The organism is Rhodococcus sp. WWJCD1 (assembly GCF_002258735.1).
Classification (GTDB): domain Bacteria; phylum Actinomycetota; class Actinomycetes; order Mycobacteriales; family Mycobacteriaceae; genus Rhodococcoides.
Map to the genome: position 1 here is coordinate 131406 of NZ_NOXY01000020.1, position 12885 is coordinate 144290.

Consider the following 12885-nt stretch of genomic DNA (forward strand, 5'->3'; position numbering starts at 1 on the left):
TAGGAGCGGAGCCTGCGGAGCGACCCGCAGGCTCCCTCGCGCCACTGCAGCGTCAGCTGCACACCTTCCACTGATCGCCTTCCAGGCTCAGGTCGAAGGTGCGCGGCGACCGATCGTTCGGATTGGCATCGGTGTGCGCGATCACCTGCGCGATCGCGGTGGTGGCGTCGGTGACCTGAATGGCGTCGATGCTGTCGACGGTCGGAATGCTGCCCTGCTCCACGGAGACACGGTGGACGTCGGCGAACTCGGTGTCCGGGATATCGCGGTAGAAGGTCGCCAGATCCCCGCACGAGGTGCTGCGAAGCGTGGCCAGGTCACCGCTGGCCAGCGCCCTCGTGAACGATTCGACGGTCGACCGGATCTGCGCTTCCGGTGAGTTGTCCTCGCTCGTGCGGTCGATCAGCAGGTACGCCCCAGCGGCAACCACTGCGATCACGACCACCGCGGACACCAGTGCCGCCCACCACTTCTTGTGGCTCGGCTTCCTCGGCTCCGCCGGCGGCGGTCCGACGCGCTGGGGAACTGCTTGTTTGGCACCGGCACCGACCTGTTTGGCACCGACCTGCTGCGGCTCGATCTTGCGGGGCCCGACCGGTTGCGGCACCACTGCCGGTGCTTTCTTTTCTGCCGCAACAGCTTTCGAGGAAACAGCAGCGGTGTCTCGTGGCGGAATACGACGCGGTGCTGCGGTCGGTTTTGCGACGGGCTTGGCTGCCGGTACCTCGGCTGGATCAGTGGTGATCTTCTCGGTCGGAGTGTCGGCGGGCTCGTCGACCGGCTTCTTCTTGCCCAGATCGATTTTCTCGGTGGCGGCGTCGTTCTCGGTGGCGGCGTCGGCCTCGGAGGGTGCATTCTTCTTCTCGTCCGGCATGCGTTCTCCCTCGTTCACCGAATTCTTGCAAGAGCGGTATGTCTGAAATTTCGTCAGCTGGCAGCCTATCGACCGCATCTGCGGTCCGGCACGAGCGATGCGGGGGTGTTCGGACACGATTCGGTGACGTAGGGGCACAATGAGCGCCATGACTTCTTTCGGTGATCTGCTCGGACCCCAACCCACACTGTTGCCCGGCGACGACGAGGCCGAATCCGCACTGCTGAATCACGAGGCCCCCGAGACGGTCGCAGCTGCGCATCCGACCGCGTCCATCGCGTGGGCATATCTTGCCGAGGCCGCGCTCGAATCGGGTGCCACCATCACCGCATACGCCTATGCGCGTACCGGATATCACCGAGGTCTGGACCAGTTGCGTCGTAATGGATGGAAGGGATTCGGGCCGGTCCCGTACAGCCATGAGCCCAACCGCGGATTCCTCCGATGCGTCGCAGTCCTCGCCAAAGCCGCCCGCGACATCAACGAGAACGACGAGTACGCGCGCTGCCTCGACCTCCTCGAAGACTGTGACCCCAAGGCAGCAGAAGCGCTCGGCCTGGGCTGATCGAGCCCGCGCCAGCCGCTCGCGGGGGCGCACCCGGCTGAAATCGGGCAGTGCTCGGCTGAAGTTGTCGCTGCTGCCCATCATTCAGTGCGCGTTGGCGGCAGGTGTGGCGTGGTTCGTCGCGACGGACATCGTCGGTCACGAGAGCCCATTTTTCGCGCCGATCGCCGCTGTCGTCTCGCTGGGCGTCTCGCTCGGCGCTCGCCTGCGCCGATCGGCGGAGCTCGTCGTCGGAGTGACGGTGGGTATCGGCATCGGCGATCTGTTGATCTCGCTGATCGGTAGCGGGCCGTGGCAGATCGCGTTGGTGGTCGTGTTGGCGATGTCGGCCGCGGTGTTCCTCGACGGTGGTCCGATCATCGCGATGCAGGCCGGATCGTCCGCCGTGCTGGTGGCGACCCTGATCCCGCCGGGCAACATGGGTGGCCCCAACCGCATGGTCGACGCGTTGGTCGGCGGTCTGGTCGGCATCGCGATCGTGGCGTTGATTCCGACGCATCCGGTGTGGCGGGCCCGCAAGGATGCGGCGAACGTCCTGGCTACGGCTGCGAGTGTGTTGCAGAAGGTGGCCGACGGTTTGGTGGCGAACGATCCCAAACCGATCGAGGAGGCGCTGCGTAAGGCGCGTGCAACGCAGTCGGGTATCGATGCGCTCCGAACCGACCTCAAGGGCGGCCGGGAAATTGCCCGGATCTCGCCGATGTACTGGAATCACCGCAATCGTCTGGCCGCGCTCGCGGCGACGGCCGATCCCATCGACAATGCCGTCCGCAACATTCGGGTGCTCGCTCGGCGGTCGTTGACACTGGTGCGAGACGACGAGATTCTCGATCCACGTGTCGTCGACGAGGTGGAGAAGCTGGCGCACGCCGTGGAAGTTCTACGCCAGATGATTCTGGCCGATCCGGGACAGAAGCCGGATGCGGCGGAGGCTGCGCGGGTGTTGCGTTCGGTTGCGGCCGGTGCCAAACCGGAGTTGATCTCGAATGCCGGTCTGTCGGCAACGGTGGTGCTGGCGCAGTTGCGGTCGATCATCGTCGACTTGCTGCAGGTCGCCGGGCTCAAGCGCATTTCTGCGTTGGCGACGCTTCCGCCGACGGTGAAGCATCCGCACGTCCCGCCGGAGTTGTGAACCGGAGCCTGTAGGCCGCACGACACCATTGCATATATGCGTATGTACGCATATGGTGACTGCCGGAAGCAGATACAGGCACGCAAGGGGGAGTCATGGGCGCCGGTCACGGGCACAGTCACGGTGTGGGCGGTCATTCGCCCGCAGGGCCACCCAAGTCCCGCGTACGCAAGATGGTTGTCGCTCTCGCCATTCTGGTGGTGTTCCTCGTCGTCGAGGCAACCGTGGCGCTGGCGATCGGCTCGCTCGGACTGCTCGCCGACGCCGGCCACATGCTGACCGACGTACTCGGTATGTCCATGGGTTTGATTGCACTTCTGTTGGCACGTAAGGGAAGCGCAGCCGCGGCAAGAACTTTCGGTTGGCACCGCGCTGAGGTGTTGACCGCCATCGCCAATGCTGTTCTGCTGCTGGGTGTTGCGGCCTTCATCATGTACGAGGCAGTATCGCGGATCGGTGACGCTCCCGAAATCCCGGGCCTACCACTCATTCTCACTGCGGCCGCCGGTCTCGCGGCCAACATCGTTGTCATGCTGCTCATTCGCGGAGACGCCAAGGACTCGCTCGCGGTCCGCGGCGCATACATGGAAGTCCTGGCCGATGCGGTCGGCAGTGTGGGGGTGCTCGTCGGCGGTGTGCTGATGCTGCTGTTCCAGTGGACCTGGGTGGACATCGTCGTGGGTGTGTTGATTTCCCTGTGGGTGATCCCGCGAGCGATCAAGCTGGCCGGCTCTGCGCTACGCATTCTCACCCAGGCCAGTCCGGCGGACGTCGACGTGGACGCGTTGACCGGGGACCTGAGCGCACTTCCCGGAGTGACCGGGGTGCACGACCTGCACGTGTGGACGCTCACCACCGGAATGGATGTGGCCACAGTGCATCTCGAGTGCGAGGGTTCGTCGTCGATGGTGCTCGATCGTGCCAAGTCGTTGTTGTCCACCTACGGACTCGACCACGCCACGGTGCAGGTCGAGCCGGCGGCACACGGCCGAACGTGCAAGGAAGAGATCACCTGGTGACGGTGCGAACCTCGCTGCCCGGACGCCAGACGTCGATCTGCATGTGATCGTCCACCAGGGACGTCAGCACGATCTCGGCGATGTCGAGGTCGAACACGTGGTACGGCACCAGTTCGCCCGGCGCGGCGTCGAATATCGGTTGCAGCACAGCGGGATCGGTGATCTCTACGGCCACTCCGCCGATCTTCGCATCACCGCCCTCCATGGAATGGTGCCCCGGATTGCTGTGCAGCGCGAACCGTCCGTCGCGTTGGAGGTCCCGCGCCTTGACCGCACCGAGCATCGACCCGAGGCGCACTACGCCGCTCGCGTCGAATTCCACCTCGGTTCCGCTCACGCGCGGCGAGCCGTCTGCTCGTAGCGTCGCAAGAACATGGTGCTTGTGAGCGGTGAATCTGGCCCGCACCGCCGAGGCCAGGTTCGGTGCTGCTGTCGAGAACTCGTTCCACGTCGTCATGGTGACGAGTATTCGCCACCATTACTGACACCTTGTGTCAGTAATATCGAGACATGCGTTCCGCGCGGTTGCTCCGCATCATGCTGCTGCTCCAGCAGGGGCGATCGGCGACTGCACAGTCCCTGGCCGACCAGGTCGAGGTATCCGTCCGAACCATCTACCGCGACATCGGCGCACTCGGTGCGGCCGGAGTGCCACTGTGGACCGAAACCGGCCCCGGCGGCGGCATCCGGCTGCTCGACGGGTGGCAGTCCGCACTGACCGGTATGACCGGGACCGAAACGTCGGCGCTGATGCTTCTCGGGATGCCGTCGATCGCTGCCGACCTGGGTCTGTCCGATGTCACCGCTGCGGCCGAGAGCAAGCTTCTCGGCGCATTGCCGGTTCCGTTGCGGGCGAGCGCGCAACTGTGGCGTGAGCGTGTGCACGTGGACGTCCCCGGGTGGTTCACCGTGCCCGCCGCGAACGATGTCGTGCCGGTGCTGGCTCGTGCTGTGCTCGGTGGTCGGGAGATCGAGATGGCTTACCGCGGTGGGAGACGGGTCGTCGGGCCGCTCGGTCTCGTGGTGAAGGCGTCGGTCTGGTACCTGGTGGCCACGCGTGGCGAGCGCGTCCTGTCGTTTCGGGTCGACCGGATCGGCAGCGTCACGGAGTCGAAAACTCCGGTCGTTCGGCCCGAGGGATTCGACCTCGCGCAGTGGTGGAACGCGTCGATGGCGGAGTTCGATCGGTCGCTGCTGACGTATGCATGTCGTGTGCGTCTGTCCGACTCCGCAATTCGCGCTCTGCCCCGGGTGATCGGTGCCACGGCGATGCCGGCGACTGCGCCGCCCGACGACGACGGCTGGACCACCGTGGACCTGATGCTCGAGAGCGAGGAGGTGGCGCTCGGACAGCTGATCGCGCTCGGTGGGGGAGTCCGGGTGCTCGAGCCGACCTCTCTGCGTATATCTCTGCGCGACCTCGCGTCGAACATCGCACTCGACAACGGTTGAGCTACACCCAGAATAGCATCAGGTAGTTGCCGTTACCGGCGAAGAACTCGGGAACACCGGACAGCCCGAACAGGGTGTAGATCGCTCCGAAGAATGCAGAGTTGACTGCGGGCACGAACAGCAAGGCCACGAGTACGAGCAGACCGTACGTCTTGAACTGCGCCAGCGATGCCCTCGTCGCGGGTGAGAGCGAGGGCTCCAGCGCGGCGTATCCGTCGAGTCCCGGTACCGGAATCAGGTTGAGGATGGTGGCCATGATCTGCAGGAACGCCAGGAAGCTGAGCCCGTACCAGAACGCGGGGTGAGTACCGTCCGTGCCGAACAGTCTGATGACGACCAGAAGTGCTACGGCGACAACGGCATTGGCGAACGGACCGGCCAGGGCGATGCGCCGTTGCGTCGACGCCGAGAACTGGCCGGTGCGCAGGTACACGGCGCCGCCCGGCAGTCCGATTCCGCCGATCGCGATGAACACCACCGGCAGGATGATCGAGAGCAACGGGTGGGTGTACTTCAGCGGGTTGAGCGTCAGATAGCCGCGGAGCTCGACTTCGCGGTCGCCGGCGCGAAATGCGGTGAAGGCGTGGCCGAACTCGTGCAGGCAGACCGAGGCGATCCAGCCGGCGAGGACCAGAACGAATACCCCCAGCCGCGCCGTGAACGACGTGACGTCCTCGGCCGTCCAGGCCAGCGCGCCGCCCACTCCTGCGACAGCCAGAACGGCGACGAACACCGGGCTCGGCAGAACGGGACTGCGCCGCAGCGGAACGGTCATCGGATCAGTGGGACGGTCATCGGACCAGCAACCACTCCTGATCGTGGCGGTAGAACGTGGATCTCTTCACCGTTCTGTCGCCGGCGATGCCGTCGCGCAGCAGTTGAGCTGCGGGGGAGCCGAGTTGCATCGCCCGCCCGCTCACCCAGCGGCGGGGAAGCAGACGTCGACGGCCGATGACTCGCGCGCGCAGGCCCGGCAGCTCCGGGGTGGGTGCCACCTCGACGCCGGGTACGACGCCGGAGAACAGGCGAGTGTCGTCGACGTACGCCTCGCCCTCGAGTTCTGCTCCGTCGGCACCGCCGAGGAGCGCCCGACCGACGACGGCTTTGCCTGCGTCGTCGCGAATCAGGGGTGTGCTCGACGCCGTCCCGGTGAGCGCCACTTTGGCGGCGCGCGATCCGGTACCGAGCTTGTAGATGTGAGCTGCGTTGGTCGCGGTCTCCGGTACGAAGGCGACTTCGACGTGCAGGCGGTCGGTGCGCATCAACCGGGTCAGTACTGCGGCCAGGGAGGCGTCGTCGCCCAGGACGATGATGCGGGGTGCAGGAGCCGATTCGATGTCGGAGAAGAGGGCGCTGCAGTCGTCGTCGGTCGGTACGGCATCGGCGCTGCGCAGCGGGACGTCGGTCAGCGCGATCGGCAGCAGCGGACTTCCGCAGTGCAGAACGAACGGTGTCACGGCGCTCCTCGGTCTTCGGTCGAACCTCGTCACGACCATAGTGCCCTCGTTTCCGCTCCACCGTAGCGGCATGCGGGCCAGCTCACCGGCTCGGCTAGACTGTTCTCCCGGCCACTGTCGCGCCTGCGACAAATGGTGACTGCTGCATTCGTTCGAGCAAATCTGCAGCACGTCCTCGCACGAAAGCAACGTAGGAGAGCACATGCCGGCGATAGTCCTGATCGGCGCCCAGTGGGGCGACGAGGGCAAAGGCAAAGCCACCGACCTTTTCGGCGAACGCCTCCAGTGGGTCGTTCGTTACCAGGGCGGCAACAACGCCGGGCACACCGTTGTGCTTCCGAACGGCGACAAGTTCGCGCTACATCTCATTCCGTCGGGAATCCTCACTCCGGGCGTGAAGAACGTCATCGGTAACGGCGTCGTCGTCGATCCGGGTGTGTTGCTGACCGAGCTCGACGGTCTCGAGAAGCGCGATGTCGACACGTCGAACCTGCTGCTCAGCGCCGATGCGCACCTGATCATGCCGTACCACGTGGCCATCGACAAGGTGACCGAGCGCTTCCTCGGTGCCAAGAAGATCGGCACCACAGGACGCGGAATCGGGCCCTGCTACCAGGACAAGATCGCCCGCGTCGGAGTCCGAGCGGCCGATGTGCTCGACGAGAAAATTCTGACCCAAAAGGTCGAGGCTGCACTGGAATTCAAGAATCAGGTGCTCTCGAAGATCTACAACCGGCGGGCGTTGGATTCGCAGCAGGTTGTCGACGAGGTGCTCGAGCAGGCAGAGGGCTTCAAGCACCGCATCACCGACACCAGGCTGCAGCTGAACCTGGCGCTCGAGCGCGGCGAGACAATATTGCTCGAAGGCTCGCAGGGCACGCTGCTCGACGTCGATCACGGCACGTACCCCTACGTCACGTCCTCGAATCCGACGGCGGGAGGCGCATCGGTCGGCTCCGGCATCGGCCCCAACAAGATCGGGACCGTGCTCGGCATCCTGAAGGCCTACACGACGCGTGTCGGCTCGGGCCCGTTCCCGACGGAGCTGTTCGACAACCACGGCGAGTACCTGGCCAAGCAGGGCGGCGAGGTGGGCGTCACCACCGGTCGCGCCAGGCGCACCGGTTGGTTCGATGCCGTCATCGCGCGATACGCCACCCGCGTCAACGGCATCACGGACTACTTCCTGACCAAGCTGGACGTGCTGTCCAGCTTGGACACCGTGCCGATCTGCGTTGCCTACGACGTGGACGGTGTGCGGCACGACGAAATGCCGATGACTCAGACCGGCTTCCATCACGCGAAGCCGATCTACGAAGAGATGCCCGGTTGGTGGGAAGACATCTCCGGTGCCCGCACATTCGAGGAACTGCCGATCAATGCGCAGAACTACGTCCTGCGTCTCGAAGAGCTGTCGGGTGCGTACATGTCGTGCATCGGTGTCGGACCGGGTCGCGACGAAACCATCGTTCGCCGGGACATCCTGCGGTAGGTATTTCGATCGAGACCGAAGCCCCGAGGCATTGAGCCTCGGGGCTTTTTCGTGCGCTCCGGACGACGCACCCACGCTGATCTCCGCGGCTCTACGAACAGCGGGCAGTGTTGGGAAATTGCGTCAAGTGATGACGCATCCGCTGTTGAGTGCGGTCTCACCAGCAGCGTCGTCCAGCGGAGCAGGCAATCTTACGTTCTCTGATGCTTTACAACAAAGAATAATGTGTAAACGTAGAGTTCGAAATAACCGACCAAAAAGTCTTCTGGACTTTTACCTTCACTTGGGTAACGGGCCACGTAGTCGTGGCGAAACAATGAGCATCGCACCAGTTGCGGAGGCCTCTTCGGATGGCCGACGACCCGACCGGGTCACCCCCCTCGGCCTTGCAAGGCCACCGAAGAAAGTAGAACGAATGAACAAGGCAACCAAAGGCGCCATAGCCGCGGGGGCGGCAGCTGTACTGCTGCTCGGCGGTTTGGGATCCTATGCATTGTGGCAGGACGAGCGAACCATCGCGGGCGGCGAGATCAACTCCGGTGAACTACAATTCGTGTCGAACGCGCCGGGTGCGTGGACCGAAACCACATCCGGAACTGCCATTGGGTCAGATCCGTCCGGCTTCCTGATCGTCCCGGGCGACATCCTGACATACAGCAGCTCGTACACCATCGAGTCTGCCGGCCCGAATATTCGGGCAACGTTGACGGCCGATTTCGACGAGGTCTTCGCGGATGACACGAGCGATCTGGCGGCGGCGCTCGACCCTGAAATAACCGTAACGGGGGCGGGTGGAACGGTCACGTCCGGTCAGATTGTGCCGCTGACCCTGACAGCTGGCAGCCAGGTTGTAAACGTCACGGTGAAGTTGACCTTCGACGCGGATACCACAGACTTGATCGCACAGAACGAGAGCGTCGACCTCAACGCCATGACCCTCACGCTCGACCAGGTTCGTCCCTGATCTGTTGCAGTGACGAACAAGTACGGCCGGTATTGGGCATTGGCAGCCGCGTCCGTCGCCGTGGTGGTCTTCGGATCAGCACAGGCGACGGGCGCGCTGTGGCGTGACCAGCAGACCATCGCCGGCGGGACCATCAATTCCGGCACCCTGGATATCAAAGTCGGTCAAAACGGAGCAGAAGTGAACGATTACGTGCTCGCTGCGCTCGGTTCGGCGAACCTGGGTCCCAACGGCTTCTCCCAAGCTCCACTGTCGATTCGCAACGCCGGTAACGTGCCGTTCAACTTTCGGCTGCAAGGGACCACATCGACCGGAACGGTTCCTCTCGCCCTGACCGTCACAACTGTTGTCGCCGAATCGAACTGCCCGGCTACGGGTGCGCCGACAGGGCCCGCGACGGTCCTCTACACCGGAAACGCCGCTGGAGCTCAAACTTCTGCCACCGGGCCCCTGGCTGCAGGTGCGCGTGAGCTGTGGTGTTTTCGTCTCGCTGCCGGTGTCACCCCGCCGCAGAGTGCGTCGTCGACGGTGACGTTTTCGTTCAGGGCTGATCAGACATGAACGCCGACGACGATACAGATGTGATCGACACTGTGGCAGCCGTTTCCGATGGCGAACGGACTGGCCTCCAGTGGTGGGTGAGCCGGATCGTGTCGTATACGCTGCTGGTGGCAATGTTGTTCGTTCTCGCTGTGACCGTTGTGATTCCGAGGGTCACCGGTTCGACGCCCTACACGATTCTCACCAATTCGATGAAACCGACGTACCCGCCCGGAAGTCTGGTCGTGGTCAAGCCGGTCGATGCAGTCGAGCTTGCAGTCGGGACGGCCGTCACCTACCAGATCCGTTCCGGGGAGCCCGATGTGGTGACGCACCGCATCGTGGCGACTCGGCAGAGTGGCGCGGGGGAGCTGACGTTCATCACTCGCGGCGACAACAACGGTTCCGACGACGAGAATCCTGTGCAGCTCGGGCAGATTCGCGGAAAAGTCTGGTACTCGGTCCCATACATGGGATATGTCAACAACTGGCTCAACGGTGAACAGCGAAAGATCACAGTGACTGTCATCGTCATCGGATTGGCCGGGTATGCACTGTTCATGTTCGCCGGTGCCGCCGTCGATCATCGAAAGAAGCGGAAGGAGTCCACGCCGCCATGACGAACAATGCGGCTGTGGTGACCGCCGCTGGAGGTGCACTGCTCGCGATCGTCGTGCTGATCGGGGCCGGAACTGCGCGTCCGGTTCAGTCCGTAAGCTACAGCACCGACGGTCGGCTGTGGCTGCAGAGCTTGGCCGAGCCTCTGTTGGACAAGGACATCCGGTGGGTTCCGGGTGACAGCCGGACATCGGAGTTTCACATTCACAACGGCACCGACAGAGACGGCCGACTTCAGGTGATCGTGAACAGCGATAATTCGGCTTTCGTTCGCGCACTGAGCGTGTCCATTGCCGGCGGGTCATTCGGTGCCTGCGCGCCGGTGGAGGTGCCCGCCGGTGAGAAGAAGCGAATCGACGCAACGGTCACCATGTCCGATGTGGCCGGAAACGATACTCGAAACTCCTCTGCCGAAGTGGATCTCGTTCTGCAGTGGAGCGACAACACCAGCTCTGTGTGTCCGGAATTCGCGGGCCGAGAACTCGAACAGGAAGGGGCGCAGCCCTGATGGCGCGTCATGAAGACGCCGTCGGATTCGCGACGGTTCTCCGCCGGATCGGTACTGCGCTGATCAGTGCCCGCGCCCGGGCCATCATGTCGATCGGTATAGTTCTCGGCCTCGGAGCGGTGGGAACGCTTGCAGCATGGTCGGATACGGCAACGGCGACGTCAGGCACCTTCACGACCGGCAGGCTCGATATCAAGGTCGGCAACCCCGCCGTGGACAACGATCCGACTGCGTTCTCGACGACCCTGGCCAATCCCGCAATTTTTCCCGGCGATACCGTCGCGGCCGGACTGCTCGTGTCCAATGCGGCCGGGTCCGTAGCCAACACGTACACGATCTCAGTGGTGGCCAGTAACGCCGCTCTGGGAAACAGGCTCAACTCTTCGGTGCACACCGGTCTCCCATCCGGCGCGGCGTGCGCGGGTCCGACAATCAGTACAGTCACCGGCCTGGAAACCTCGAAGCCGTTTCCAGCTCTGAGTCGGCCTCTCGTCGTGAACGGATCCGATCAGCTGTGTATCAGCGTGACGATGACAGCGGGGGCTCAGCCGAGCCCCGCGCTGTCCGGCACCGTCACTTACACAATCACCGCGACGTCGAGCTAGATCATGTCCGACGCCCACACCGCCCCCAGCACCCGCGTGCGATCCGGCCCGCGTCTGCTTCGCGAGATCGCGCTGACCGCAGGCGCTGTCGCCGGGCTCGTCTGTGTGCTGTTCGCGCTCGCAGCCGTGTTCTTCGGTATCACCCCGTTGGTCTTTCGGTCCGGGTCGATGGCCCCCGCGATCGATACCGGCGCATTGGCTTTGAGCAAGTCGACCGCGGCCGCGGACATCGAGGTCGGCGACATCGTGAAGGTGACGAACGCGTCGGGTACCGGAATCACCCACCGCGTCGTGCAGATCGGGGCGGTCGGAACCGATAGCGCACAGCTGTTCCTTCAGGGTGACGCGAACGCTGAGCCCGATGCCGAGAGCTATGTGGTGTCCGAGGCCGATCGTGTGTTTTTCAGCGTCGGGAAGCTCGGTTACGCGGTCACCTGGCTCAGTGGCCCGGTCGCAGTGTTCATCGGCGGCATCGCTGTCGGCGCACTTCTCATGACCGCGTTCGGATTTCGTAGGTACACCCAGGAGTCTCCTGCGCAGCCCGACGACGACGATCGACGTCAGGAACGGTCCAGTGGGCGGCACAGCGCCCAGGGACGCGGGACGCCCACCCTCGGTGTGGTGCTCGCGCTTGCGGCCATCTCGGCGGTTGGCATCAGTGCCTCGAACACTCCGACAACCCTTGCGGCTGGACAAGATACGGCGACGGCCCTCAGTGGCACCATCACCACGGCGTTGCCGATTCCGGTACCGCAATCGGTATTGTGTACCAACCGTGCTGGAATTGCTGGACTCCTCGGAAATTATGTGACTCTGTCCTGGACGTCCGCGGGAGCGGGATTCACCTACAAGTGGACCATCCGTCAAGCCGGTCAAACGGATGTCACAGGCAACGTCTCGGTGAACTCGGTCGACCTTCAGAACGGACTTCTGCTCGGTGGCACCCGGACCGGTACCTGGATCTTTTCGGTCCAGACCGTATCCGGTGCTCGATCATCTACTGCTAGCGCTACCCAGAATGTGATTATGAACGGGGGACTGCTGCCCAGCTCTCGTTGTGAGACGCCAGGCACCGCCGCCCGCAGCGCCCCGCGAGCGATCGTTCCCGAAGCCACAACGCCGTCCCCTACAGTGACGTCCCCGCTCGTTCCGGAGTCGACACTCGTACCGGTCCCGACAACAACGGATCCTTCGCTGACCGATGAGGCTCCGGCTCCGCCGCCAGTCGAGGTTCCGTCGACCACGTCGACAGCGACGACCACGACAGTTCCGCCGATCACGACGACAACCACAGTTCCCGCACCACCACCACCGACCACCACGACGGCACCCGCAGCTCTTGCGTCTCCGCAGACTTCGCCTTCGGGTGCGTCGACTGCCCGGGTCGTAGATGTCGACGGCGCTCCGACGCTGCAGATCGTCGACTCCGCCGGCACCGTTCAGTACAGCGCTCCCGCCACGTCCAGTGAGGCCTACGGCTACGGCGTGCAATGGTCGACGGGAGATCAGCTGTGGATACTCGGCCCCGATCAGCTGGTTCGTCTCGACAGCACCGGCGGTTCATGGTCCCGGACGCTGATCGATCCGACGGCCACCGATCAGATTCCACCGGACATTCTTGCGCTGTTGAACTAGTTATTCATACATATATGTCCGAAT

General features: G+C 63.9%; 15 protein-coding genes. 11 read left to right on the forward strand and 4 right to left on the reverse strand.

What is annotated here, in order from left to right:
• Nucleotides 1–52 precede the first annotated feature (52 nt).
• Nucleotides 53–874, reverse strand: coding sequence for an Rv0361 family membrane protein (locus tag CH286_RS12855; RefSeq protein ID WP_141215842.1), 822 nt, complete (start codon nt 872–874; stop codon nt 53–55).
• A 148-nt stretch (nt 875–1022) separates the two neighbouring features.
• Here CH286_RS12855 and CH286_RS12860 point away from each other — a divergent pair, with 148 nt between their 5' ends.
• From CH286_RS12860 to CH286_RS12870, 3 genes are all read left to right on the forward strand, one after another.
• Entirely contained in the window at nt 1023–1439 is a 417-nt protein-coding gene (locus CH286_RS12860) for a DUF3151 domain-containing protein (RefSeq protein ID WP_032402003.1), read from the forward strand.
• Nucleotides 1440–1503: 64 nt separating this feature from the next.
• Nucleotides 1504–2571 (forward strand): FUSC family protein, encoded by a 1068-nt coding sequence (locus CH286_RS12865; protein ID WP_170944738.1) that lies wholly within the window; start codon nt 1504–1506, stop codon nt 2569–2571.
• A gap of 95 nt (nt 2572–2666) precedes the next feature.
• A complete protein-coding gene (locus CH286_RS12870) occupies nt 2667–3590 on the forward strand; it encodes a cation diffusion facilitator family transporter (protein ID WP_032380187.1) in 924 nt (307 codons plus the stop codon).
• Here the strand turns inward: CH286_RS12870 and CH286_RS12875 are convergent.
• Entirely contained in the window at nt 3580–4047 is a 468-nt protein-coding gene (locus CH286_RS12875) for a pyridoxamine 5'-phosphate oxidase family protein (protein ID WP_176458225.1), read from the reverse strand. The genes CH286_RS12870 and CH286_RS12875 overlap by 11 nt on opposite strands.
• Nucleotides 4048–4100: 53 nt before the next feature.
• On the opposite strand from CH286_RS12875, the gene CH286_RS12880 reads away from it, so the two are divergent.
• Nucleotides 4101–5042 (forward strand): helix-turn-helix transcriptional regulator, encoded by a 942-nt coding sequence (locus tag CH286_RS12880; protein WP_037148950.1) that lies wholly within the window; start codon nt 4101–4103, stop codon nt 5040–5042.
• Between the two features lies 1 nt (nt 5043).
• Here CH286_RS12880 and CH286_RS12885 read toward each other — a convergent pair whose 3' ends face one another.
• Both CH286_RS12885 and CH286_RS12890 read right to left on the reverse strand, forming a co-directional pair.
• On the reverse strand, nt 5044–5817 hold the full coding sequence (locus CH286_RS12885) for a site-2 protease family protein (RefSeq protein WP_094609399.1): 774 nt from the start codon (nt 5815–5817) through the stop codon (nt 5044–5046).
• Nucleotides 5818–5833: 16 nt separating this feature from the next.
• On the reverse strand, nt 5834–6538 hold the full coding sequence (locus tag CH286_RS12890; protein ID WP_094609400.1) for a hypothetical protein: 705 nt from the start codon (nt 6536–6538) through the stop codon (nt 5834–5836).
• Nucleotides 6539–6701: 163 nt separating this feature from the next.
• Between CH286_RS12890 and CH286_RS12895 the strand changes: the two genes are divergently transcribed.
• The 7 genes from CH286_RS12895 (at nt 6702) to CH286_RS12925 (ending at nt 12861) form a co-directional block, all read left to right on the forward strand.
• Nucleotides 6702–7991 (forward strand): adenylosuccinate synthase, encoded by a 1290-nt coding sequence (locus CH286_RS12895; protein ID WP_032380192.1) that lies wholly within the window; start codon nt 6702–6704, stop codon nt 7989–7991.
• Between the two features lie 415 nt (nt 7992–8406).
• Complete coding sequence (locus tag CH286_RS12900; RefSeq protein WP_032401539.1) at nt 8407–8955, forward strand: alternate-type signal peptide domain-containing protein; 549 nt, start codon at nt 8407–8409, stop codon at nt 8953–8955.
• A gap of 9 nt (nt 8956–8964) precedes the next feature.
• A complete protein-coding gene (locus CH286_RS12905) occupies nt 8965–9516 on the forward strand; it encodes a hypothetical protein (protein WP_032401540.1) in 552 nt (183 codons plus the stop codon).
• A complete protein-coding gene (locus CH286_RS12910) occupies nt 9513–10115 on the forward strand; it encodes a signal peptidase I (protein WP_094609401.1) in 603 nt (200 codons plus the stop codon). The genes CH286_RS12905 and CH286_RS12910 overlap by 4 nt, the downstream gene beginning before the upstream one ends.
• Complete coding sequence (locus CH286_RS12915) at nt 10112–10621, forward strand: hypothetical protein (protein ID WP_032401542.1); 510 nt, start codon at nt 10112–10114, stop codon at nt 10619–10621. The genes CH286_RS12910 and CH286_RS12915 overlap by 4 nt, the downstream gene beginning before the upstream one ends.
• A complete protein-coding gene (locus CH286_RS12920) occupies nt 10621–11226 on the forward strand; it encodes a SipW-dependent-type signal peptide-containing protein (protein WP_032401543.1) in 606 nt (201 codons plus the stop codon). Before CH286_RS12915 ends, CH286_RS12920 begins: the two co-directional genes overlap by 1 nt.
• Nucleotides 11227–11229: 3 nt before the next feature.
• Nucleotides 11230–12861, forward strand: a complete 1632-nt coding sequence (locus tag CH286_RS12925; protein WP_094609402.1) for a signal peptidase I — start codon at nt 11230–11232, stop codon at nt 12859–12861.
• Nucleotides 12862–12885 lie beyond the last annotated feature (24 nt).

Coding starts and splice junctions, on each gene's coding strand:
- CH286_RS12855 (WP_141215842.1), bottom strand. CDS start 874: ATGCCGGACGAGAAGAAGAATGCACCCTCCGAGGCCGACGCCGCCACC.
- CH286_RS12860 (WP_032402003.1), top strand. CDS start 1,023: ATGACTTCTTTCGGTGATCTGCTCGGACCCCAACCCACACTGTTGCCC.
- CH286_RS12870 (WP_032380187.1), top strand. CDS start 2,667: ATGGGCGCCGGTCACGGGCACAGTCACGGTGTGGGCGGTCATTCGCCC.
- CH286_RS12875 (WP_176458225.1), bottom strand. CDS start 4,047: ATGACGACGTGGAACGAGTTCTCGACAGCAGCACCGAACCTGGCCTCG.
- CH286_RS12880 (WP_037148950.1), top strand. CDS start 4,101: ATGCGTTCCGCGCGGTTGCTCCGCATCATGCTGCTGCTCCAGCAGGGG.
- CH286_RS12885 (WP_094609399.1), bottom strand. CDS start 5,817: ATGACCGTTCCGCTGCGGCGCAGTCCCGTTCTGCCGAGCCCGGTGTTC.
- CH286_RS12890 (WP_094609400.1), bottom strand. CDS start 6,538: ATGGTCGTGACGAGGTTCGACCGAAGACCGAGGAGCGCCGTGACACCG.
- CH286_RS12895 (WP_032380192.1), top strand. CDS start 6,702: ATGCCGGCGATAGTCCTGATCGGCGCCCAGTGGGGCGACGAGGGCAAA.
- CH286_RS12900 (WP_032401539.1), top strand. CDS start 8,407: ATGAACAAGGCAACCAAAGGCGCCATAGCCGCGGGGGCGGCAGCTGTA.
- CH286_RS12910 (WP_094609401.1), top strand. CDS start 9,513: ATGAACGCCGACGACGATACAGATGTGATCGACACTGTGGCAGCCGTT.
- CH286_RS12915 (WP_032401542.1), top strand. CDS start 10,112: ATGACGAACAATGCGGCTGTGGTGACCGCCGCTGGAGGTGCACTGCTC.
- CH286_RS12920 (WP_032401543.1), top strand. CDS start 10,621: ATGGCGCGTCATGAAGACGCCGTCGGATTCGCGACGGTTCTCCGCCGG.
- CH286_RS12925 (WP_094609402.1), top strand. CDS start 11,230: ATGTCCGACGCCCACACCGCCCCCAGCACCCGCGTGCGATCCGGCCCG.